Below are 21,515 nucleotides of genomic sequence, written 5' to 3' on the forward strand. Positions count from 1 at the left end.
GGTTGCGGACTCCACAGTCTCTGGCAGTTTTCGTTTCTGGGTTTTTGGATCGGCACCTTTTCGCAGGAGCATAGATGCGGGAGAAGCTGCGCAATTTGTCACCGGAAGCATTCACTCTCTTCAGCGCACTCGTCGGAATCGCTCTGGCGGCAGCTTTGGCGCTGACGCGCGTTGTGGCTTTCGGCTCGTTCCGAATGATGGTCGCTGTCTTCCTGGTCACCGACCTCGCGCTGTACGTCATGATGAAGGCCGGAATCATCAAGTCGCCGCGCGACCGGCGGGCGAACACCTAGGCCGCCGTCGCCACTACAGCGACACATGCCTCAGCAGCGCGCGCTTGCTGACTTCGGACCCGATGACATACAGCGCCACGATTCCGATGACGATGCCAACGACACTCGGCGGCAGAGGCGCGAATCCGAGCACCTCGCTCAACGGAGTGTACGGTAGCACAATCGCCGAGGCGCCCACGGCAACGCTCGTCCAGAAGAGCACCGGTCCCACGCGACTGTGGAAGAACGCACGTCGCGTGCGGATCACGAGGAGGATGAAGATCTCCGACAACACCGACTCCATGAACCACGCCGTGCGGAATACCGGTGGCGATACGTGCATCGCGAGCAGCGTGCCGAACGTCAGAAAGTCGAACAGCGAGCTCACGAGACCGAACGCCAGCATGAACCTTCGGATGTTCCGGTTGTCCCAACGGCGCGGCTTCTCCACGAGCTCCGGATCGAGGCGATCGGCGGCGAGCGACATCGCGGGCAGATCAGTGAGCACGTTGATGAGCAGGATCTGTTTCGGCAGCAGAGGAAGAAAGGACGCGAACAGCGAAGCGCCCGCCATGCTGAACATGTTGCCGAAGCTCGCGCTCGTCGTGATGAACACATACTTGAGTGTGTTCGCGAATGCCGCGCGCCCCTCGCGCACGCCGGCCGCAAGCACTCGCAGATCCTTGTCCAGCAGCACGATGTCGGCGGCTTGCTTCGTCACGTCCGTGGCGGAGTCAACGCTGATGCCTACATCGGCGGCGTGGAGGGCGGTGGCATCGTTGATCCCATCGCCGATATAGCCGACGGCGATACCTGTCTTCTTGAGCGCCAGGATGATGCGCTCCTTCTGGTTCGGTTCGATCTCGGCGAACACGCCCACCTTCGGTGCGGCAGCGACGAGCGCATCTTCGGTCATCGCGCGGAGGTCACTGCCCGACAACACAGTTGACGTATCGAATCCGGCTTGCGCCGCTATGTGCGCGGCGACGTGCCGATTGTCGCCGGTGATGAGCTTGACCCGAATGCCGAGCGTTCCCAGCTCCTCCAGAATCTGCCTGGCGTGTGACTTGAGCGGGTCGGCCAGACTCAGGATGCCAAGGAAGATCAGCCCGCGCTCCGTATCGCGGTCAATAGGTCCTGTGCCGATCTCGCGATATGCGACGCCGAGGCACCGAAAGCCGTCGCGGCTCAGCGCTTCGTAACGTGCGGTGATCGCGACGCGCACCTGCTCCACCGGCACCACTTGCCCATTGGCGTATTCCGCGCGATCACACACGTCGAGCACCGCCGTGAGCGCGCCCTTCGTCAGCAGCAGTTGTTTGTCGCCGGCGTTCACGGCCACGCTCAGTCGCCTACGGATGAAATCGTACGGGACCTCGTCGCGCTTCGTGTATCGCGCAGCATCCGGCGGAGGAAGTGCCCGCAGCGCATCGTCAATGGGGTTCGCCATACCCGTCTCGAATGCCGCATTGAGGTAGCAGAACAGCCGCACTCGCTCGCTCGCCGCTCCGGTCCAGTCTTCAGCGGCATTGACGGCGACGACTCCCTCGGTGATCGTCCCCGTCTTGTCCATGCAGAGGATCTCCATCCCGCCAAGGTCTTCGATGCTCGCCAGGCGCCGGACGATGACACGCTGCTTGGACATCCGTCGAGCACCGTGCGCCAGCGTCACGCTGACGATGGCAGGCAGCAGTTGCGGCGTCAGCCCGACGGAGAGCGCAAGGGTAAAGAGCAGCGCTTCGAGCACGGGCCGATGCAGGGCGACGTTCACGGAGAAGATGCCGATCGCGAATACGGTGGTGATCTGCAGCAGCAGATATCCGAAGTGGCGAACGCCGATCTCGAATTCCGTCTCCGCCGGATGCTGTTCCAGCCGCCGGGCGATCTCACCAAACATCGTGGCGGGACCGGTGCGCATCACGAGCGCTGTGGCGGTGCCGCTGATCACGTGCGTGCCGAGATACAGGGCGTTGGTGCGGTCGGCGAGCTCGGCGCTGGCGGGAGCGACGACGGTGGATTTCTCCGCGGGGTAACTCTCTCCCGTCAGCGCCGCCTGATCCACGAACAGATCGTTGACCTCCAGCAGCACGGCATCTCCGGGTACATTGGAGCCGGCGCTCAGTTGAACGATATCGCCCGGCACGATCTCGGCGAGCGGCACCTCGCGAGGCTTTCCATCGCGCACCGCCGTGGCCGTCGTGCGGATGAGCGACAAGAGCTCTTCGACGGCGTTGGCGGCCCGATGTTCCTGCCAGAACGCGAGGGCCCCGCTCGCGACGAGGATCGCGAGAATAATCGATCCATCCACCCCTTCCCCGACGACGATCGAGAGCACCGCTGCGATGAACAGCAGGATCGTGATCGGGTTGCCGAGCTGGGAGCCGACCTGTTGCCAGATTCCCGCGTGCCGCTGGGGCGCTGCGACGTTCGGACCGTACGTCGCCAATCGCCGCGTTGCCTCCGCACTGCTCAGCCCGACGCGTGAAGAGTGTACGCTATCGAAGAGGCGGTCAGGCGGTAACGACCAGAACTCGGCGGGATCCGGATTCATTCTTCAATACGCTACGGCGGCAGCGAGGACGGCCGAAGGCGCACGGCTCTCCGCCACGTTATCGTCTCGTGCTCCCGGCGAGTCGCTGCTCGAGCTCCGGTAGCCAATTGGGCACGACGATCAACTGATAATCGTCCTTGTTGGAAACGAGCCCGAGGAATCGGCCGTCCTTCGCGACGTCGTAATTGCTGACCGGGCCCCCGGTCGCCATCGAGCCGGCCTGCGTCACTGCCGTGTCGCGAGAGAGCACACGCAGGCTGGGCGTGGTGGCCAGCTTCGCCGACATGATGACATCTCCGAACCGATAGAAAATCCGAGTGCCGTCTGCGGACCACGCCGGTTCACCGCCGCCGCCAGCGGAGAACAATCCCGCTGTGCCAAGTGCGCCGCGGCCCAGCAACGCTTCGGCGAATTCGTGTGCGGTCGAGAACCGATCGGCGGGAAGCTTTTCCAGCGCATGTTGTACAGCTGCCTCGACGTGCTCCGGAATTGCGGGGCGCGTGCTACGCATCGAGCGCGGCTTGTCTATCAGCACACGGGCGATGATCGCTTGCGCCGTGGTCCCCGTGTGCGGCGCCTCGCCGGTGAGCATCTCGTAGGTCACAGCGCCGAGAGAGTAGATATCGCTGCGGCCGTCGATCACGCGGTCACCCGTGGCTTGCTCGGGGCTCATGTACTGCGGCGTGCCCAGCGAAAGGCCGGTTTGCGTGATGCGATTGCCGCCCGCCTTGCTGACTGCGAGGGCGATACCGAAATCGGCGATCACGGGCTGTCCCGCCTGAAGGAGAATGTTCTCCGGTTTGAGATCACGGTGGATGACGCCGTGCGAGTGCGCGTAATCGAGCGCGTTGGCGATGGCGACTGCGATTCTCACCGCCTCATCAATCGGGAGCTGCTTCTCACGCGTGAGCCGGGCACGCAGGGACTCGCCCTCGACAAACGGCATGACGTAGAACAGCAGCCCATCCGCCGTGCCCGAATCGAAGAGCGGAAGGAGATTGGGATGCTGGAGATTCGCCGTAACCTTTATCTCGGCGAGGAATCGTTCTACGCCGAGCACCGCGCCGAGCTCGGGGTTGAGCAGCTTGAGGGCGACGTGTCGGTCGTGGCGAAGGTCACGCGCGAGGTAGACGGTGGCCATCCCGCCGGCCCCAATCTCACGCTCGATGTCGTAGCGTTCGGAAAGCGAAGCTTTGAGCTGCGCCAATGCGTCCACAGTTCCTCGGAAGAAGCGGACGCGAGAATATGTGGCCGGCGGCAGCTATCCCGAAAGCAGCCGGAGGGAGTGCGAGGCGGTAGGGGTCGGGGCTGCGGCCAACTGGACACGACGCTCGCAACGCATAACGTTGAAGAACTGGACCTTCACGGGCTCCGCACCACATACCCTCTCCGCTCGAGCGCATCCCATGCTCATGTTTGACACTCGTCCGGCTCGTCCCATCTGGGCACCTGTCACCATCGCGCTCATGGTTCTCTGCGCGACCGTTGCTTCGCGCTCACTCGCTCAGATGCCGAATACCACAGCCGTCGCCAGGCGGCCGTGGACGTTCCTGGATCAACAGCAGCTTCGGCTAATCGGCTCGCCGACACCCACCCTCGATGGGAAGTGGATGCTCTACACGATCTCGGTGATGGATTGGAAGGAGGCGCGACGGCAGACCGACATCTACCTCGTTTCCACCGACAAGGGTTTCAAGTCGGCGAAGCAGCTGACGTTCACACGAGAGAAGAACGAGGTGCAGCCGACCTGGTCGCGCGACGGCTCGTTCTTCGTCTTCGCCTCCAATCGCGATGCCCAAGCCGGCGTGGCCGCTGGCGGAGGAACCGGCGGAGGCACGGGCGGCGTGACCGGCGGTGCCGGAGGTTCGCAGAATCAGCTCTACCTCATGCGCCCGGACGGTGGCGAGGCACGAAAGATCACAGACGCAAAAGAGGGCGTGTCGAACTTCGCGTTCAGCAAGGACGGAAAATGGCTCGCGTATCGCAGCGGCAAGGCTGGCGAGGAGCAGCTTTATCGAATGCCAGTCGCCGGTATCGACTCGGCGAAGGCGGAGCAGCTCACGAAGCAGCCAGCGGGAGTCGGCATCTGGCAATGGGCTCCCAGCAGCCGGCGAATCTATCTCGCCACCGCCGACACCGCTGACCAGGACGAAAAGCTGCGCCGTGAGAAGAAGTTCACGGTCAGCATTCGAAATGCCGAGCTGCCGACCTCCAGCCTCTGGGCGCTCGATCTGGATCCCGTGAAGACCACACGCCTGACGCGCGACACTACCATCACCGTCAACAGCTTCACGATCTCCGACGACGGGGAATGGGTCGGTTTCCGTGCCATCTCGTCCAACCGCTACAAGAGGAATGTCACCGAACAGAACATCAACGGCGATCTTTTTCTTCTCGATGTGGCAAGCGGACACATCGAGCGTCTCACGAACAACAACGAAGTTCCCGAAGACAGCCCGAGCTTCTCACCGGACGGTCAGTGGATCGCCTTCTCCGCTCCCGACGATCTCACGCAGTACAGCATGACCAACAAGCGCGTTTATCTCCGTCGCACGAGCGACCGCGGCGGGCAGTGGCGCAAACTCGGCAGTGATTTCGACGGCGATGTCTCGGTTGGCTTCTGGTCGTCCGACGGCAAGACCATCTACTTCAATGAAGGAATCCGCGCCACTCGCCAGGTCCTCGCGCTGGACGTCACGAAGGGAACGGTGCGCCAGATCACGAGCGAGAAGGCATCGTTGAGCGTCGACCGCGACGACGACTCGAAGCGCATCATCATCTCGTACAGCGACCCCACCGCGCCCAGCACGCTGTACACCGTCGCATCAGTCGATCAGATGGCGAACCGCGCGGCGTGGCGGCAGCTGACCGATGCGAACCCGCAGGTTCGCACCTTCGCTCTCGGCGAGGAAGAGGAGATCAGCTGGACGTCGAAGGACGGATGGAAGGTCGGCGGAATTCTTCTCAAGCCAATCGGCTATCAAAAGGGAACGCGCTACCCGCTCATCGTCGCCATCCATGGCGGGCCCGCTGGTGCGGATGTGCTCGGCTTCAACGGCGGTTACGGATCGCAGGCTTATGCCAGCGCCGGCTACGCGGTTCTGATGCCCAACTATCGCGGCTCGACCAACTACGGTTTCACGCACAAGACCGGCATCGTCGGCAACTATTTCGATCCTGGCTACCAGGACATCATGACCGGTGTCGACTATCTGATCGCACAGGGAATCGCCGACAGCACGAAGATGGGCGTGCTTGGCTGGAGCGCCGGCGGGCACTGGTCGAACTGGATCCTTACCCACACCAATCGCTTCAAGGCGATCAGCACGGGAGCGGGAACGACGAACTGGATCTCGATGTACGCCGAGAGCGATGTGCAGCGGAACCGCCAATTCTACCTCGGCAACAAGCTTCCGTACGAGGACTTCGACGCTTACTGGAACCAGTCGCCGATCAAGTACATCAAAAATGCCAAGACGCCGACGATGATTCACGTCGTGGAGGGTGATCCGCGCGTGCCGCGGCCGCAGTCGGAGGAGCTGCACATGGCGCTCAAGCAGCTCGGCGTACCGACGGAGTTCTACGTCTACCCCGGCTCGACTCACGGCATTCCCGATCCGCGCAACCAGTTCCTCAAGTCGACCGCAGAGATGGCGTGGATGGACTACTGGGTACGCGGCATGGGGAAAAAGTTCGCCTGGCGCGACGTACTGAAGACGCTCGAGGACGAGGCGGAGCAACAGAAAGCGGGAGAGGCAAAGAAGCTGCCGGGCAGCATACCGGACGGCTCGGCGCCGACGGCTCGAGGAAGGGTGATGGCCTTCACACCACGAGCCGCCCATGCGCGGGAGCCATGTGCGCGCTGAAGTGGCGAAGAACGGGCGGAGCTTCCACGATTCGCACTCCACGGATGCGCGCCGCCAGACCATTGACGTGCTGCACCACCTCGGCTACGTAATCCACGTGACTCTGGGTGTACACGCGCCGCGGAAACGCGAGACGCACAAGCTCGAGATCCGCCGGACGCTCGCTCCCATCGGGCCTGCGGCCGAACATCACCGATCCTATCTCGGCGGCGCGAATTCCTCCCTCAATGTAGAGCACGAGCGACAGCGCCCACGCCGGATATTCGCTCTGAGGTATGTGCGGCAGCATCCGCTTCGCGTCGAGATAAATCGCATGCCCGCCGGTCGGCGTTACTATCGGCACGCCGGCGGCCAGCAGTTTCTCGCCGAGGTATTCGATGGAGCGAATGCGATACCGGAGATAGTCCTCGTCGAGCGCCTCGTTGAGTCCCACGGCGATCGCCTCGAGATCGTAGCCCGCGAGACCGCCGTAGGTGGGGAACCCCTCCGTCAGAATGAGACGCGTGCGGCACTTGAGCGCGAGCGACCCGTCGTTCATCGCGAGGAAGCCGCCGATGTTCGCCATTCCGTCCTTCTTCGCGCTCATCGTGCATCCGTCCGCGAGACTGAACATCTCCTGAGCGATCGACCGCGCTGAGCGATCCGATACCGACGCCTCGCGGGTCTTGATGAACCACGAATTCTCGGCGAATCGGCACGCGTCTATGAAGAGCGGAACTCCGTAGCGTCTGCAGAGCGCGCTCACTTCGCGGACGTTTGCGAGACTCACCGGCTGTCCGCCCTCGGAGTTGTTCGTGACCGTCAGCATCACCACCGGAACCTTGTCGCCGTGCCGCTCGAGCGTCTCTTCCAGCGCAGCTACGTCCATGTTCCCCTTGAACGGATGCGTCGACTCGGCCTGCCTTCCCTCCTCAATCGGCAGGTCGAGGGCGATTCCCCCCACGTCCTCGACGTTGGCGCGCGTCGTGTCGAAGTGGGTGTTGTTGGGGACGATGTCTCCCGGCCGGACGAGTGCGCGGAAGAGAATGTGCTCCGCCGCCCGCCCCTGGTGCGTCGGCATCACATGAGTGAATCCCGTTATGTCGCGCACCGATTTCTCGAACACGTCGAACGACCGCGCGCCGGCGTACGATTCGTCTCCCTTCATCATTCCGGACCATTGGAAGACGGACATCGCGCCCGTTCCGGAGTCGGTGAGCAGATCTATCAGCACGTCGCGGGACTTCAGTAGAAAGACGTTGTTGTGCGCGGCCTCGATGGCGGCCCGCCGCTCATCCTCCGTCGTCTGTCTTATCGGCTCGACGGTCTTGATTCGAAACGGCTCGATGATGGTCTGGAACTTCATGCTCATTTCGCCTCGTCAACCATCTGGATAGTCTTGTCCTCAACCTCCTCGGCAACCCGAGCCAAGGATGCATCCTGAGATAGCGCCGAAAGCATTTGCGTTGGCTTGATCAGGCCGATCTTCGTCTTGCCTTTCTCCGTAAACACCGAGATGCGGCACGGTAACGCCATGTTCAGGCGCATATCGATGGACAAGACCTTTGCAGCCTGCCCCGGATTGCAGACTTCAAAAACCTTGCACTCCTCATCAAAGGCAATGCCTTTATTGCGAAGGGTGGCCCCCAGGTCGTGGACATATAGAACCCCGAAGCCGTGGCGCATGACCGCTGATTCAAGGTCTGCGGACGCCTGGGTGAATGATTTGTTCGTTTCAATCAGGTAATACATGACATCACCTCGATGTTTGTGGTTGGCGCATTATGCCGTCGCAGCGCGAGAGGAGATCATCAAGTTGCAGGCCGAGACGCTGCCGCCGAATGGCTGATCGACCGAACGCCCTCGACGAGGCACAAGACTTCCTCTGTCGTCGTGTAGATCGCGCAGCCTGCACGCACCAGTCCCGCTTCGGAAAACCCCAGTCGCTCGACAACAGTACTCGCATAGAAGTCACCGTGTGAGACGAACACACCGCGATCTGCCAGCAGGCGCGCCACCTCGCGGGAATTCATCCCATCGATGGTGAATGCGATTGTCGGCGTGCGCGGCAGCCCCGGTGGTGAACCGTAGAGACTCACGCCATCGATGGCGGAGAGCTTTTCCCAGAGTGTCCTGATCAGGATGGCGCCGCGTGCGTGAACTTCATCGAACGTCGCTTTCAGACGCTGGCGTCTCGTCTCGCCGGAGTTGTTCAAGGATGCGAAGAAGTCCACCGCCGCGGCGGCGCCTACGATCCCCTCATGGTTGAGCGTCCCTGTTTCTCCCCTCTCCGGGGCAGTGTCATGCGCGGGCCGCAGCCTGGGGAAGTCGAGCGACTGAAGCAGATCATGTCTGCCGTATAGGATACCGACGTGCGGCCCGTTGAATTTGTATGCCGAGCAGGCGAGGAAATCGCAGTCAAACGCGCGAACGTCGGGAAGCGAGTGTGGAGCGTAGTGAACCGCATCCACGAAAATCAACGCGCCAGCCCGATGCGCCATCTCCGCGGCGGCGCGCACATCGCTGATAGTGCCGAGCGCGTTCGAAGCCGCGCCCACGGCGACCAGCTTTGTCCTGCCGTTGATGCGGCGGTTGAAATCATCCCAGTCGAGCTGGCCGGTCTCTGGTATCATCCTCACCGTGCGCAAGCGAAGGTCACGGTCCCGGGCCAGCTCTCGCCACGGGTCAATGTTCGCATGGTGGTCGAGTTCGGTGACGATGATTTCATCCCCTGGGGAGAGTCCGCGACCGAGCGCTCTCGAGAGATGAAAGGTGAGCGTTGTCATGTTCGCGCCGAAGACGATTTCGTCAGGCGACGCGTTCACAAAATCAGCGAAAGCCTGGCGGGCAGACGTCAGCGCCGCGTCTGTTTCGGCGCTCGTCGGGTACGCCCAGTCGGTGTTGGCGTTGTGGTGATAGAGGTAATCCACCATCGCTTCGCCGACACATCGAGGCACCTGAGTACCGCCGGGCCCATCGAAATAGGCGACAGGCTGACCCTTGTGCGCGCGCTCAAGCGCGGGGAAATGGGCTCGGATCTCGGCGGTGGTCGCAACGCGTGCGCAATCTTGATGGTGCGTGTCAGTCATCCTCTCTCTGGATCAAACATGATTCATCAATTTGCAGACGCCGCTTCGGTTCTGCACCACCGGCAACGCGCAACCAAGTGTCATGCATGACGACTGTCAGCAGCCGTAGGGGCAAAACCTGCGGAGAGCAGGCAGATGTCCGACAAGAAGCCCGGCCCCTGGATTTCATTTTGCTCTCAGGCAAGCCCCTGTCCAGACGATTGACCTATTGCCAGCCTGGTTGTGACCAAGTACCGTCCAATCCCGGAACGACGTTTTGGTTAGGGGCTCTTGTGCCGGTCCGCCATCGCAATGACCCAGTTATCTTGTCGCGGCGGATTGCCCTAAGCTGATCTGTGTTGAAACACGAACCTATGGAGGTTTCCTTGATGAAGAACCTGTTTGCGAAGATCTCGCGGAATCCCATCAGCCTGGCGGGCGTGGTGGTCACCACCATCAGCGCGATCATCTTCCTGACGCTGTTCGCCATCGAGTTGGTGGGCTTCAGCGGCGGGCCCTACGTCGGTATCATGGCCTTCCTGATCGTCCCCGCCTTCTTTGTGGGCGGCCTGCTCCTCATCCCCTTCGGGATCTGGCGCGCCGGGCGAAAGGCCAAGCTCGCGGCCGAGAAGGGTGAAGAGCCAGCGCCCGAAAACTTCCCGGTCATCGACCTGAACGTGGTCCGGGTTCGCAAGACCGTGCTTTTTTTTGCGGCGCTCACGGTCATCAACGTGGTCATCATCGCCACCGCCACCTACAAGGGCGTAGAAGTGATGGGATCCACGAAATTCTGCGGCGCCGCCTGCCATAGCGTGATGACGCCGGAGTACACCAGCTACCAGCGCTCCCCGCACGCCCGCGTGAAGTGCGTGGAATGCCACATCGGGTCGGGCGCGAGCTGGTTCGTGAAGTCGAAACTCTCCGGCTCCTGGCAGCTGGTGTCGGTCGTGTTCAAGCTCTACGAACGACCCATTCCTACTCCCGTCCACGATCTGCGCCCGGCGCGGGAGACCTGCGAACAGTGCCACTGGCCCACCAAGTTCGTCGGCGACCGCCTGAAGGTCATCACCAAATTCGACGAGGACGAGCAGAACACCGAGAAGAAGACTGCCCTCCTGGTCCACGTGGGCGGAACCATGGGGTCCACCTCCCGGGGCATTCACTGGCACGTCGACCCCGGTGTCCGCGTGAGCTATGTGTCCGACGAGAAGCGCGAAACCATCGGCGATGTGGACCTGATCCTGCCCGACGGCACCCACCGGGTCTACAAGGCTTCCACTGCGCTCGCAACGCCTGCGAAAGCCGTGCGGAACATGGAATGTGTCGATTGCCACAACCGACCCTCGCACATCTACCGACTGCCGGATGAGGAGGTCAACGCCGCCCTCCTTGATGGCCGCATCGACCGCACCCTGCCCTTCATTCGCCGCGAGGCAGTGAAGGCACTCGAGGCCACCTACGCTACCCGGGAAGAGGCCAGCGAGAAAATCCGCCAAGCTGTTCAGGGCTTCTACTCGGCCTCATATCCCGACTTGGCTAAGACGAAGGCCCAGTCCATCGCCGCGACGGTGAAGAGCGCGCAGGGCATCTACAATTCCAATGTCTGGCCCAGCATGAGGATCGCGTGGGGCGCCTACCCGAGCTTCCTCGGCCACACCGCGGCGACCGGCTGCTTCAGGTGTCACGACGACGAGCACAAGACCTCCGATGGCCGCGCGATCTCCCAGGACTGCGCGCTCTGCCATTCGGTGCTGGCAGAGGATGAGGCCGACCCGAAGATTCTGAAGGACATGATCCAGCACTGAACCGAGCCATCCTCGAGCACCACACCACACACGTAATTATGGAGACTTCAGTATGAGGAGTTTTGCAGTGTCACGCCTCGGCTTCTGCTTCGCCGCCGCGGTCACGATCTGGGGCTGTAGCGGGAGCAATGGCGAGCCGCCGAAAACACCACTCGGTCAGGCACAACCCGGGAGCATGGGCGCGAGCGACGCGGCCACCCCAGGGGCGATGGGGGACGAGGCAAAGACGGCCCTCGATAGCGGCAACATCCTGTTCAGGGCGAAGGCTTATGACCGAGCGCTCGTGCAATACCGCCGCTCAGCGCAGCTGGCCCCGACCGAGCCGGCACCGCTCCTCGGCATTCTCATGGTCGCCGACGTGACAAAGAACGCGAAGCTTGCCGACAGCACGCTCGCGCGCATACGCGCGCTGAATCCGGGGGCGGCGGATTCTTCGGCCGCCATGTCGCAGGCCGAGATCCTCGACATTCATTCCGGCGCCAGGAAGGCCCCACCTCCGCCACCCGCGAAAAAGCAGTGACACAGGGGCGCGAGTTGTATATACCGACTCGCGTACCCCCGACACCACACGGCGCCAGAGGGGAAACCACCCCGCTGGCGCCGCATATTCCACCGAGTCAACCGCTATTGCGGGAAACTCACGCTAGAACATGAAGATCAACCGCACCGTGCCGGTCTGGCCTTTATACGGGCGGTTGCCGTAGCCCGTCGTGATCGCGCCGAGCGGATCAATGCGCGGCGTGCCATCCGCCAGGTCCCTCGTGGCGAAGTCGGTGATATCGAATTTCTCGTACCAATAGCCCACGCCCACGCCCACCTTCGGTCGGAACATGCGCTTCACATCCACCTTCATCTGATGCCACGTGTTGGTCACATGCGGCAGCGCTTCGAAGCAGGACGTGAGACCCGCCGCGCATGGCTTGCTGTCGCCGGCCGTGAGCGCCGTGTTGGTCGACAGGGCCTGGATGCGCGGCCCGCTGTGGATGAACGCGTTGTCCGAGTCGCTGTAGTCGTAGCTGAATCGGATGTCGGTGTTCGGCATCGCCTTGATCAGGTCGAGATAGAGGCCGGCGTTTTTGACCTTCTCGTCGTTGTCGAGGTTCCAGTCGCGGTTCGGATCCAGCCAGCTCTCATACCTTCCCGCCACGCCCGAGAACGGGTTGGCGTTGCGCGCCTTTTGCATCGAGCTGAACTTCTCGTAGCCGAAGTTGCCGCCGATGTTGATCGCGTCGGTGGGATAGAACGCGAGCGTGACGCTGTACGCCGAGTTGGTGTTGTCCAGCAGGCCGAAGTCGTGGCCTTCGCCCTTGTAGACATCCTTGCCGGCCGCCAGCGAGAAGCCGAGTTCCATCTTTTCGTTCGGCGTCACGGACAGAATCAGTGTGCCCTTGTTGCGGTCGCTATCGGCCTCGTCGTAGAAGCGGAGGCCCGGTTGCGCGCCGCCCTCTTCGATCCTCTCTTCGGAGAACCCGTTGCCGACGCGGCGGGTGTTCTCGTAGAGGCCGCGGAGCATCGCGTACTGATTCCCATAGGTGTCCACTGACACGCGGAACGTGTAGTCGGTCATGTCGCTGAACGCCCGGCCGTCGCGCTTCACGTCGTCGAGAATGTAGCCCAGCTTGATCGCCGCGTTACGCAGCATCGTGAACGTGGCGCCCGTCTCGAACGTGTTCCGGCGGATGTTGAAGTGCTCCGTCTCGGTGCCCGTTTCCTCCGGGACCGCGTCGAAGCGCACGTACTCCACCGCGTCGAAGTGCGGCGTCAGGTTCTGGTGATCGTTGTAGCGATACCGCATGTCGAACGCGAAGTAATCGTTCGGCCGCGTGGTGTAGTTGAGCAGGGCGTTAATGCCGCGGACTTCCGCTTCCGCGGTCGAGCGCTCCAGCGACTTGAGGGCCGGGAACACCGCGTACACCGCGGCGTTCGCGATCATGGGGTTCGTCGTCCACGGAATCAGCTCCTCGTTCTGCTTCATCGTCGTCAGCGACAGCTGCCCGTTGAGGGTGCTGTGGCCCGGCATCTTGAAGAGGCCGATGGCGCTCAATGTGTTGAGGCTGTTGCTCGGCGGCAGCGCCAGCCGGCCGAAAGCCGGGCCGTTGCCGTTACTGTAGCCACTCGGGTCGTACGGACCGAGTGGGGGCAGCTTACCGTTGGTGAAGTTGGTGGCCCGCAGCGGGTTGTCCCACGTGAGTGACTGGAACTGGTTCTTGAACCAGGAGCCATCCCACGCCACGCGGAGCATGCCGGTGCTGGCCCTGGCCCATTCGAACCCGGCCGTCAGGTCGTTCGTCCGGTTGTCGAGCGTCATCGGCAGTTCGTTGCCGTCGTTGAATGCGAACGACGCGCCGTAGGGCTGGTTGCCGCTCTTCTTCGTGGAGCTGAACGCCAGGTTCAGGCCCGCCACATCGGTCAGCCGGTACTTCATCCCGATGCTCATGACGTCGCGACGCGACTGCATCGGGAACACGGTGGCGAGGCCGCGGTAGATCGAGGCCTGGTTGTAGGCCGCCGCGTTGGTGCCGATGCCGAGCACGCCGGCCGCCTTGTTCTGCACCTGAGTGCGCGCCGCCGCGTCCAACGTCCAGACGTTGCCGCCCTGGTCCTTCCACGGCGTCAGCGTGTTGTAGCCGTAGTTCAGTGGAGTCGAATTCCACATCGCCGTCACCTTCAACTTGCCGTAGTTGTTGTAGTCGGCCACGTATTGCTGATCGTGGTAGCCGATGTTCGCGGCGCTGAACCGGAGCGCGGACTTCTCGTTCTCCTTGCCGGCATCCATTCTAGTCAGGAGGCCGTCCCGCAAATCGCGGTAACGCTCCCATCGAGCTTTGTCGCCGTCAACGGACGAGCCGCGATACCCGAGATCGAACCATCCGGAGATCGCCGGAGCCGTGTCCGGAGCTGCGGCGGTTTGCTGTGCGCGCGCCACGCCTGTGAAGGCGAGCACGAGCGCCGCGGTCGAAAGCATTAGTCTGTTGCCCATCGTAGTCTCCCTCCAGTTAGCGTAGTAAAGCCTTGCCATTGGGCGAATTGGATCCATGGATCTGCGAGTGGCAGATCACGCATCCACGGCCCGTGATCTTGTTGGCGTTCGACGAGGTCTTGATGACGAACCCGTCGTACACCGTTGGTGGGTGTCGCGAGGTGACGTGGCAACGCTGGCAGAGGAAGGGCACTTTCGACACGAGCATGCGTTCGTTGCTCGATCCGTGCGGATCGTGGCAGGTCACGCAGGAGTTGCTGACCGGCGCGTGTTCCCAGAGGGTCGGTCCGCGCTTTTCGGTGTGACAGCTCGCGCAGGCCTGATCAATCGTGGTGCCGGTCTTCAGCATCTTCACGTTGGCCGAGCCGTGCGTGTTGTGGCACGACGAGCACACCAGCTTGTCTTCGCGAACCGGCATGTGGTTGAACCGGTTCAGCTTGCTGACGATGTTCTGGTGGCAGGTTGCGCAAAGCTTCGGCTGCGTCTCCGTCTTCATCAGCTTCGCGCCCTTCGAGTTGTGCACGCTATGGCACGCCGTGCAGGACACGCGGCGGGCTTCGTGCTTGCTGCCCGCCCAGAGGGCGTGCTCGCCTGACGCGTGACAGGTCGTGCACACCGCCGACGCCTCGTCGGCGCTGATCTTGTTGAACTGGCGCGGCTTGAACTTCTCCGGATCATCGGCGTGTTTGCTGCCCGGGCCGTGACAGGACTCGCAGCCCTGCCCCGCGGCCGGTGTCCTGGGGTCGGCGGCCTTGCTATGAAGGGTCTTGCGGAAGCTTGCCATCTTGTCATCGTGACACTCCAGGCAGGCTTCCGTGCCGACAATCGTCGCGCCGGCTGCCGAAGCCGGAGGCTCAGGCACCTGCGCTCCCGCCCGTGCGAACGCCACCGCCCACATCAGCACGCTGCATACGAGCCAAAACGTTGGCCCCATTGAGCGAATTCCACTACTCCGACCCGTACTAAATGTCATGGCACCCTCCTGAGATGCGCCAACCAGAATGAGCCGCTACATCAACCCGCCCGCGAATCCTCACGCCGCCGTGACACAACGGCACCACTAATAATGGTAGTCGTAGGTATTCGCCGCCTGTCGGGCATTCTGATCGCCGTTTGTCAGGCATTCTGGTCGCCGTTTGTCAGGCATTCACGGACAGCGGGTCCCCCGCACGCACACGTAGATTAAGACAGGCGAAACTCATCTTCGGCGTGAGTTCAATTTCACCTTCACCACAAGGCCGACAAGGGGAGCAATTCATGAAGCGCACACTTTCACTTCTCGCGCTGGCGGCGAGTGTGGTCTCCACGGCGAACATGGCCGGAGCACAGGCGGGGGGCCACACATATGTTGGCGCCAAAGCATGCGGCCTGTGCCACAAGGCCGAAAAGAAGGGGAACCAGCTCGGCGTCTGGCAAAAGTCGAAGCACGCGAAAGCATATACGACGCTGACGACGGAGGCGGCGAACGACATCGCCAAGGCAAAAGGGATCACGACGCCCGCCGCTGAAGCACCAGCGTGCCTCAAGTGCCACGCCATCGTCGGCGATGCCAAGGCGGACATCAAGGACGGCGTGCAGTGCGAAACGTGCCACGGTCCCGGTTCGGATTACAAGAGCCTGACTGTGATGAAGGCCAAGGGCAAGGCCGTCGCGGCCGGGATGAAGGAGTACAAGGACAAAGCGGCGATCGAAAAGCAGTGCCGCACATGTCACAACGAGAAGAGCCCGACGGCGAAGGAGTTCAAATTCGAAGAGCGCTGGGCGAAGATCAAGCATCCTGTACTGACGAGTCCGTAAGGTCCACCGCTCAGTTGAGAGAGCAGCCTGCATATGAAGCAACGCGTATTTGTTCTTGCGTTGTTCGCTGGAGGCCTCTTTCAACTGAGTGCAACGTCGGCTCTCGCACAGACGAGAGCCGATTGCCTCACCTGTCACAGCGATTCAGCCCTTTCCAAAGAAGGCCCCGGCAAGAAGACGATCTCGCTTCATACCGACGAAGCGGTTCTCAACAAGTCGACGCACGCGCGCCTCGCGTGCGTCGCTTGTCATACGGGGTTCAACCCGGACGACCTGCCGCACAAAGCCAGGATTGAGCCGGTCGCGTGCGTGCGTTGCCACGCCGGCGCGGTGTCCAGGCATCCGTTTCACCCGGAGCTCGCGAAGGCCGTCAGCAGCCACCAGGAACCGGGCGTGGCGTGCAAGGATTGCCACGGCACGCACGACGTCGAGTCACTCAAGATGGCCGGCTCGAAGTTCTCCGCGGGGCGTCTCACCGAATCGTGCGGATCGTGCCACGAGCTCGAAGCGCAGCACTTTCCAGTATCCGCGCACGGCAAGGCGCTCGCGGCAAGTGTCAAAGGCGCGCCAAACTGCCTGACGTGCCATCGCGGCGCGATCGCCTTCGTCGCTGGCACGGCCGATTCGCTCTCGGTCAAACGGGCCCAGGAGCAGCTCTGCCTGTCGTGTCATCTCGACAATCCCGATGTGCGGGCGCGGACATCGCCGACGGCGGGGTTCATTGGCGCCTACGACAACAGCGTGCATGGCGCCGCGCTGCAAAAAGGCAATGCCAGGGCCGCGAACTGCGTGAGCTGCCACGGCAGCCACGACATGAAGAAGGGCACCGACCCCGGCTCGTTCGTCAACCGAGCCAACATTCCGGCGACGTGCGCGCAGTGCCACGCCGACATCGCGAAAACGTTCGGGCAGAGCGTCCACGGCGTGGCGGTGGCGAAGGGCAATTCCGACGCCCCCGTCTGTACGACGTGCCACGGCGAGCACACGATTCTTGGCCCGTCCGATCCCCGGTCCCGCGTCGCGGCGAAAAATGTCTCCGCGCAGGTCTGCTCGCCCTGTCATGCGTCGGTCCTGCTGTCGGCCAAGTACGGGCTCAATAGCGACCGGTTTCGTACGTTCACCGACAGCTATCACGGGCTGGCGAGCCGCGGTGGGTCCGTCGCGGTCGCCAACTGTGCCAGCTGCCACAGCGCCCACGACATCAAGCCGTCGAGCGATCCGACGTCGAGCGTCAACAAGGCGAATCTCGCCGTCACGTGCGGCAGGTGCCACCCGGGTGCCAACGAGCGATTCGCGATTGGCTCCGTGCACATCTCGCTGACCGCGCAAAAGGAGCCGCTTCTCTACTGGGTCGCGACGGCATACATCATTCTCATCGTCGTGATCGTCGGCGGCATGCTCGTGCACAACGCCCTCGACTTTGTCAAGAAGTCAAAGCGACTACTGATGGTGCGCCGCGGCCTGGCCGAAGAGGAGCGCGTGGGACATGCGCTGTATCTCCGCATGTCACTCGGCGAACGACTACAACACGGGATACTGCTGGTGAGTTTCATCACGCTCGTCATCACGGGGTTCGCGTTGAAGTTCCCCGAGGCATGGTGGGTGGCGCCGCTGCAGCGCGTCAGCCCGTCGATATTCTCCGTCCGGAGCATCGTGCATCGCATCGCCGGCGTGGTGATGGTCCTCGTGAGCATCTATCACTGCTACTATCTGTTCTTCGTCCCGCGCGGAAAGCAGCTGCTGCGCGACCTGCTGCCGACGCGCCAGGATTTCCGCGACGCGTTCACCGTGATGCGTTTCAACCTTGGCATGTCGACGGTCCGAGCGCGATTCGGGCGCTTCAGCTACATCGAAAAGACCGAGTACTGGGCTCTCGTGTGGGGCACCATTCTCATGGGAGCCACCGGGGCGATCCTCTGGTTCGACAACACCTTCATCGGCTTGCTCACGAAGCTTGGATGGGACGTCGCGCGCACAATCCACTACTACGAGGCCTGGCTCGCGACGCTCGCGATCATCGTGTGGCACATGTACTTCGTGGTTTTCAACCCCGATGTGTACCCGATGAACCTGGCGTGGTGGAAGGGAACGCTGACGGAACGGGAGATGCACGAGGAACATCCGCTCGAACTGGAGCGGCTGAAAGAAAACGATGCTGCGCGCGCGAACGCCGGGGATGACGATCCGGACGATCGTTCGGCGTGACCGTTCAGCCACGTGTCAATCTGGAACCGTGACATGACAACGCTGAAGTTGGTCATTCCCGCCTTCGCGCTGGCGCTCCTGCTTGGTCACCCCGGGAGCGCCGCCGCGCAGGCGAATGATGACTGCTTCACGTGCCATACCGACAAGGCTCTCACCAAGAAGCGTGGCGGCAGGACGGTTTCGTTGTACGTGGACCAGGCCAGGTTCGAAGCTACGATCCATGGGAAGAAATCCTGCATCGACTGCCACGCGGACCTGAAGGGCAAGGAACTCCCGCACGACGAGACGCTCAAGCCGGCCGCATGCGGCAGCTGCCACGCGGACGAGCAACGGCAGCACACCGCGTCGCTCCATGGCAGGGCGATCGCCCGCGGCGACCAGTTGGCGCCGCATTGCATCGACTGCCACGGCAGCCACCAGATCGTAGCGGGAAAAGATCCGCGCTCTCCGGTGCAACCCGCCCGCATTCCGTATCTGTGCGGCAAGTGCCACTCCGAAGGCACGCCGGTTCAGAAGCAGCGCGAGATCCACCAGTCCAACATCGTGAGCAACTATTCGGAGAGCATGCACGGCGATGCACTCATGAATAAGGGGCTGGTGGTGGCGGCGACGTGCGTGTCCTGCCACACCGCGCACTCGATACTCCCGCACACCGACCCCAGGTCGTCGATCGCGCGCGCGAACATCGCGGCGACTTGCTCGCAGTGCCACGCGCAAATCGAGGCGGTCCACCGCAAAGTCATCCAGGGCCAGCTGTGGGAAAAGGAGGCGCACGTCCTCCCCGCCTGCGTCGACTGCCACGAACCACACAAGGTCCGCAAGGTCTTCTACGACCAGGGAATGGCGGATCGCGATTGCCTGCGCTGCCACGAACGACGTGACATCAAGGCGTCCAGGGACGGACGGTCGCTCTACGTCGATAGCATTGCAATGGCCGGCTCGATCCACGTCAAGCAAGCCTGCAGCCAGTGCCACACCGGCGTCACCCCCTCGCGCATGCGCCCGTGTGAGACGCTGACACAGAAAGTGAATTGTGCATCGTGTCACGCCGAGATCGGAACGCAGTACCAGAAGAGCACGCACGGCCAGCTGGAGGCGAAGCGCGACAACAACGCACCGACCTGCAAGCAGTGCCACGGCACGCACGGAGTGCTCGGCAAACGCGATCCGAGGTCGGCGTCGTTCCCGACACGTGTCCCCACGTTGTGCGCACAGTGCCACCGCACCGGGCAAAAGGCCGCCCTTCGCTACACCGGCACCGAAACCGAGATCGTGGAGCGGTACACCGAGAGCATCCACGGCAAGGGACTAATCGAGAGCGGGCTCGTCGTCACCGCCACGTGCACGAGTTGCCACACCGCGCACAGCGTGCTCCCGCGCGATAGCACGCAGTCGAGCGTCAACCGCAAGAACCTCCCCGCGACGTGCGGAGCCTGTCACGCCGGCATTGAAAAGCAGTTCGAGCGCAGTGTGCACTCGGCGAGCGTCACGAAGACCGGCCAGAAGCTGCCCGTGTGCGATGACTGCCACACCGCCCACACCATCAGCCGCACCGACGCGGCGGGCTTCAAGCTCCGCATCATGAATCAGTGCGGCAACTGCCACGAAGCGATTGCCAAAACGTATTTCGAGACCTATCACGGCAAGGTCTCGCGTCTCGGGTACACCAAGACGGCGCAGTGTTACGACTGCCACGGTTCGCACGACATCCTGCCGGTCACCGATGCGCGATCTCACCTGAGTCGCGGCAACGTGGTGGCCACGTGCAAGAAGTGCCATGCGGGCGCCACGCGGCGCTTCGCGGGGTACCTGACGCACGCGACCCACCACGACCCCGGCAAGTACCCCGTGCTCTTCTGGGTCTTCTGGGCAATGACCAGCCTGCTGGTCGTGACCTTCACCGTTGCCGGAGCACATACGCTGCTCTGGCTGCCGCGTGCGCTGAAGATGCGCCGCGAGTTCGGCAGGCATCCGGCCGCGGTCGAGGGGGAACTCGAGTACGAAAGGTTCTCGCGGCTGAATCGCGCGCTGCACGTGACCATGATCGTCAGCTTCATCAGCCTCGCCCTCACCGGAATGACGCTGAAGTTCGCGTACACCAAGTGGGCGTCGGTGCTCTCACACCTGCTCGGTGGATTCGAGACGGCCGGCTACATCCACCGCACGGCGGCGGTGGCGATGGTCGGTGTGTTCATCGCGCACATCGTCGATGTGATACGCGGCAAACGCCGCGAAAAAACCCCGTGGAAGGATCTGCTCTTCGGGCCGAAGTCGATGATGTTCGGGCCCAAAGACCTCGCGGACTTCGTGGGGTCCATCAAGTGGTTCCTCGGACTCGGCAAGCGTCCGCACTATGGCCGCTGGACCTACTGGGAAAAATTCGACTACTTCGCGGTGTTCTGGGGCATCGCGGTGATCGGCACGACCGGATTGTCGCTGTGGTTCCCGACGTTCTTCGCGTGGTTCCTGCCCGGCTGGTTCGTCAACGTGGCGACCATCATCCACAGCGACGAGGCGTTGCTCGCGACCGGGTTCATTTTCACGATTCACTTCTTCAACACGCACCTGCGTCCTGAGAAGTTCCCGATGGACATCGTGGTCTTCACCGGTCGCATGACCGTTGAAGAGCTGATGCACGACAAGCCCGCCGAGTACGAGGAACTGGTCGCGAATGGCGAACTGGAGAAACACCTCGTCGTACCCTATCAGCCGATCGTGATCAGGACGATTCGCGCATTCGCGTGGACGGCGCTCGCCGTCGGATTCATGATGGTGCTGTGGATTGTCTATGCGATGCTGTTCTCGTACGCATGATGCGTTCACGGTTAGAGACGCGCCCCTCCTGCGGTCACGGTGATTTGCCCCACTACCCAGGTATGTTCGAATGCGCGTGTGGGTGATTTCACCCACACGCGTATCGAATCATGGACGGAAGACGCGATCTAACATATTCACCAGCAATGTGTTGGACGTTTCGATGAGGAGTGGAACG

At 62.5% G+C, this 21,515-nt stretch carries 14 protein-coding genes; 7 read left to right on the top strand and 7 right to left on the bottom strand.

Features of this window, described 5'->3' with window-relative positions; all coding sequences use genetic code 11:
• Positions 1-74: 74 nt before the first annotated feature.
• The gene (locus Q7S20_12615) at positions 75-293 is read left to right on the top strand and encodes a hypothetical protein (GenBank protein ID MDO8502676.1); all 219 of its coding nucleotides are present in this window, start codon (positions 75-77) and stop codon (positions 291-293) included.
• 13 nt (positions 294-306) lie between these two features.
• Here Q7S20_12615 and mgtA read toward each other — a convergent pair whose 3' ends face one another.
• Both mgtA and Q7S20_12625 read right to left on the bottom strand, forming a co-directional pair.
• Positions 307-2,823, bottom strand: a complete 2,517-nt coding sequence (gene mgtA / locus Q7S20_12620) for a magnesium-translocating P-type ATPase (GenBank protein MDO8502677.1) — start codon at positions 2,821-2,823, stop codon at positions 307-309.
• Between the two features lie 58 nt (positions 2,824-2,881).
• Positions 2,882-4,030 (bottom strand): serine/threonine-protein kinase, encoded by a 1,149-nt coding sequence (locus tag Q7S20_12625; GenBank protein ID MDO8502678.1) that lies wholly within the window; start codon positions 4,028-4,030, stop codon positions 2,882-2,884.
• Positions 4,031-4,229: 199 nt separating this feature from the next.
• On the opposite strand from Q7S20_12625, the gene Q7S20_12630 reads away from it, so the two are divergent.
• Entirely contained in the window at positions 4,230-6,689 is a 2,460-nt protein-coding gene (locus tag Q7S20_12630; GenBank protein ID MDO8502679.1) for a prolyl oligopeptidase family serine peptidase, read from the top strand.
• Here the strand turns inward: Q7S20_12630 and Q7S20_12635 are convergent.
• Genes Q7S20_12635 through Q7S20_12645 form a run of 3 tightly spaced genes read right to left on the bottom strand, consistent with a single transcriptional unit; the run spans position 6,646 to position 9,757 of the window.
• Positions 6,646-8,040: a tryptophanase gene (locus Q7S20_12635; GenBank protein MDO8502680.1), complete on the bottom strand. Its 1,395-nt coding sequence runs from the start codon at positions 8,038-8,040 to the stop codon at positions 6,646-6,648. The genes Q7S20_12630 and Q7S20_12635 overlap by 44 nt on opposite strands.
• Complete coding sequence (locus Q7S20_12640) at positions 8,037-8,420, bottom strand: DUF302 domain-containing protein (GenBank protein MDO8502681.1); 384 nt, start codon at positions 8,418-8,420, stop codon at positions 8,037-8,039. The genes Q7S20_12635 and Q7S20_12640 overlap by 4 nt, the downstream gene beginning before the upstream one ends.
• A 59-nt stretch (positions 8,421-8,479) precedes the next feature.
• Positions 8,480-9,757, bottom strand: a complete 1,278-nt coding sequence (locus Q7S20_12645; protein ID MDO8502682.1) for a cysteine desulfurase-like protein — start codon at positions 9,755-9,757, stop codon at positions 8,480-8,482.
• A 368-nt stretch (positions 9,758-10,125) separates the two neighbouring features.
• Here Q7S20_12645 and Q7S20_12650 point away from each other — a divergent pair, with 368 nt between their 5' ends.
• Entirely contained in the window at positions 10,126-11,541 is a 1,416-nt protein-coding gene (locus tag Q7S20_12650; protein ID MDO8502683.1) for a NapC/NirT family cytochrome c, read from the top strand.
• A 52-nt stretch (positions 11,542-11,593) separates the two neighbouring features.
• A complete protein-coding gene (locus Q7S20_12655; protein ID MDO8502684.1) occupies positions 11,594-12,061 on the top strand; it encodes a hypothetical protein in 468 nt (155 codons plus the stop codon).
• Positions 12,062-12,184: 123 nt separating this feature from the next.
• On the opposite strand, the gene Q7S20_12660 is transcribed toward Q7S20_12655, so the two are convergent.
• Together Q7S20_12660 and Q7S20_12665 are read right to left on the bottom strand one after the other, a co-directional pair.
• On the bottom strand, positions 12,185-14,521 hold the full coding sequence (locus Q7S20_12660) for an MtrB/PioB family outer membrane beta-barrel protein (protein ID MDO8502685.1): 2,337 nt from the start codon (positions 14,519-14,521) through the stop codon (positions 12,185-12,187).
• A 16-nt stretch (positions 14,522-14,537) separates the two neighbouring features.
• Entirely contained in the window at positions 14,538-15,383 is an 846-nt protein-coding gene (locus Q7S20_12665; GenBank protein ID MDO8502686.1) for a DmsE family decaheme c-type cytochrome, read from the bottom strand.
• 395 nt (positions 15,384-15,778) lie between these two features.
• Here Q7S20_12665 and Q7S20_12670 point away from each other — a divergent pair, with 395 nt between their 5' ends.
• From Q7S20_12670 to Q7S20_12680, 3 genes are read left to right on the top strand one after another with little or no spacing between them, the layout of a single operon-like run.
• Complete coding sequence (locus tag Q7S20_12670) at positions 15,779-16,318, top strand: multiheme c-type cytochrome (GenBank protein MDO8502687.1); 540 nt, start codon at positions 15,779-15,781, stop codon at positions 16,316-16,318.
• A 33-nt stretch (positions 16,319-16,351) separates the two neighbouring features.
• On the top strand, positions 16,352-18,523 hold the full coding sequence (locus Q7S20_12675) for a cytochrome b/b6 domain-containing protein (protein ID MDO8502688.1): 2,172 nt from the start codon (positions 16,352-16,354) through the stop codon (positions 18,521-18,523).
• 33 nt (positions 18,524-18,556) lie between these two features.
• Complete coding sequence (locus Q7S20_12680; protein MDO8502689.1) at positions 18,557-21,337, top strand: hypothetical protein; 2,781 nt, start codon at positions 18,557-18,559, stop codon at positions 21,335-21,337.
• The last annotated feature ends 178 nt before the right edge of the window (positions 21,338-21,515 follow it).

It is taken from the genome of Gemmatimonadaceae bacterium (assembly GCA_030647905.1).
In the GTDB taxonomy this organism is placed as follows: domain Bacteria; phylum Gemmatimonadota; class Gemmatimonadetes; order Gemmatimonadales; family Gemmatimonadaceae; genus UBA4720.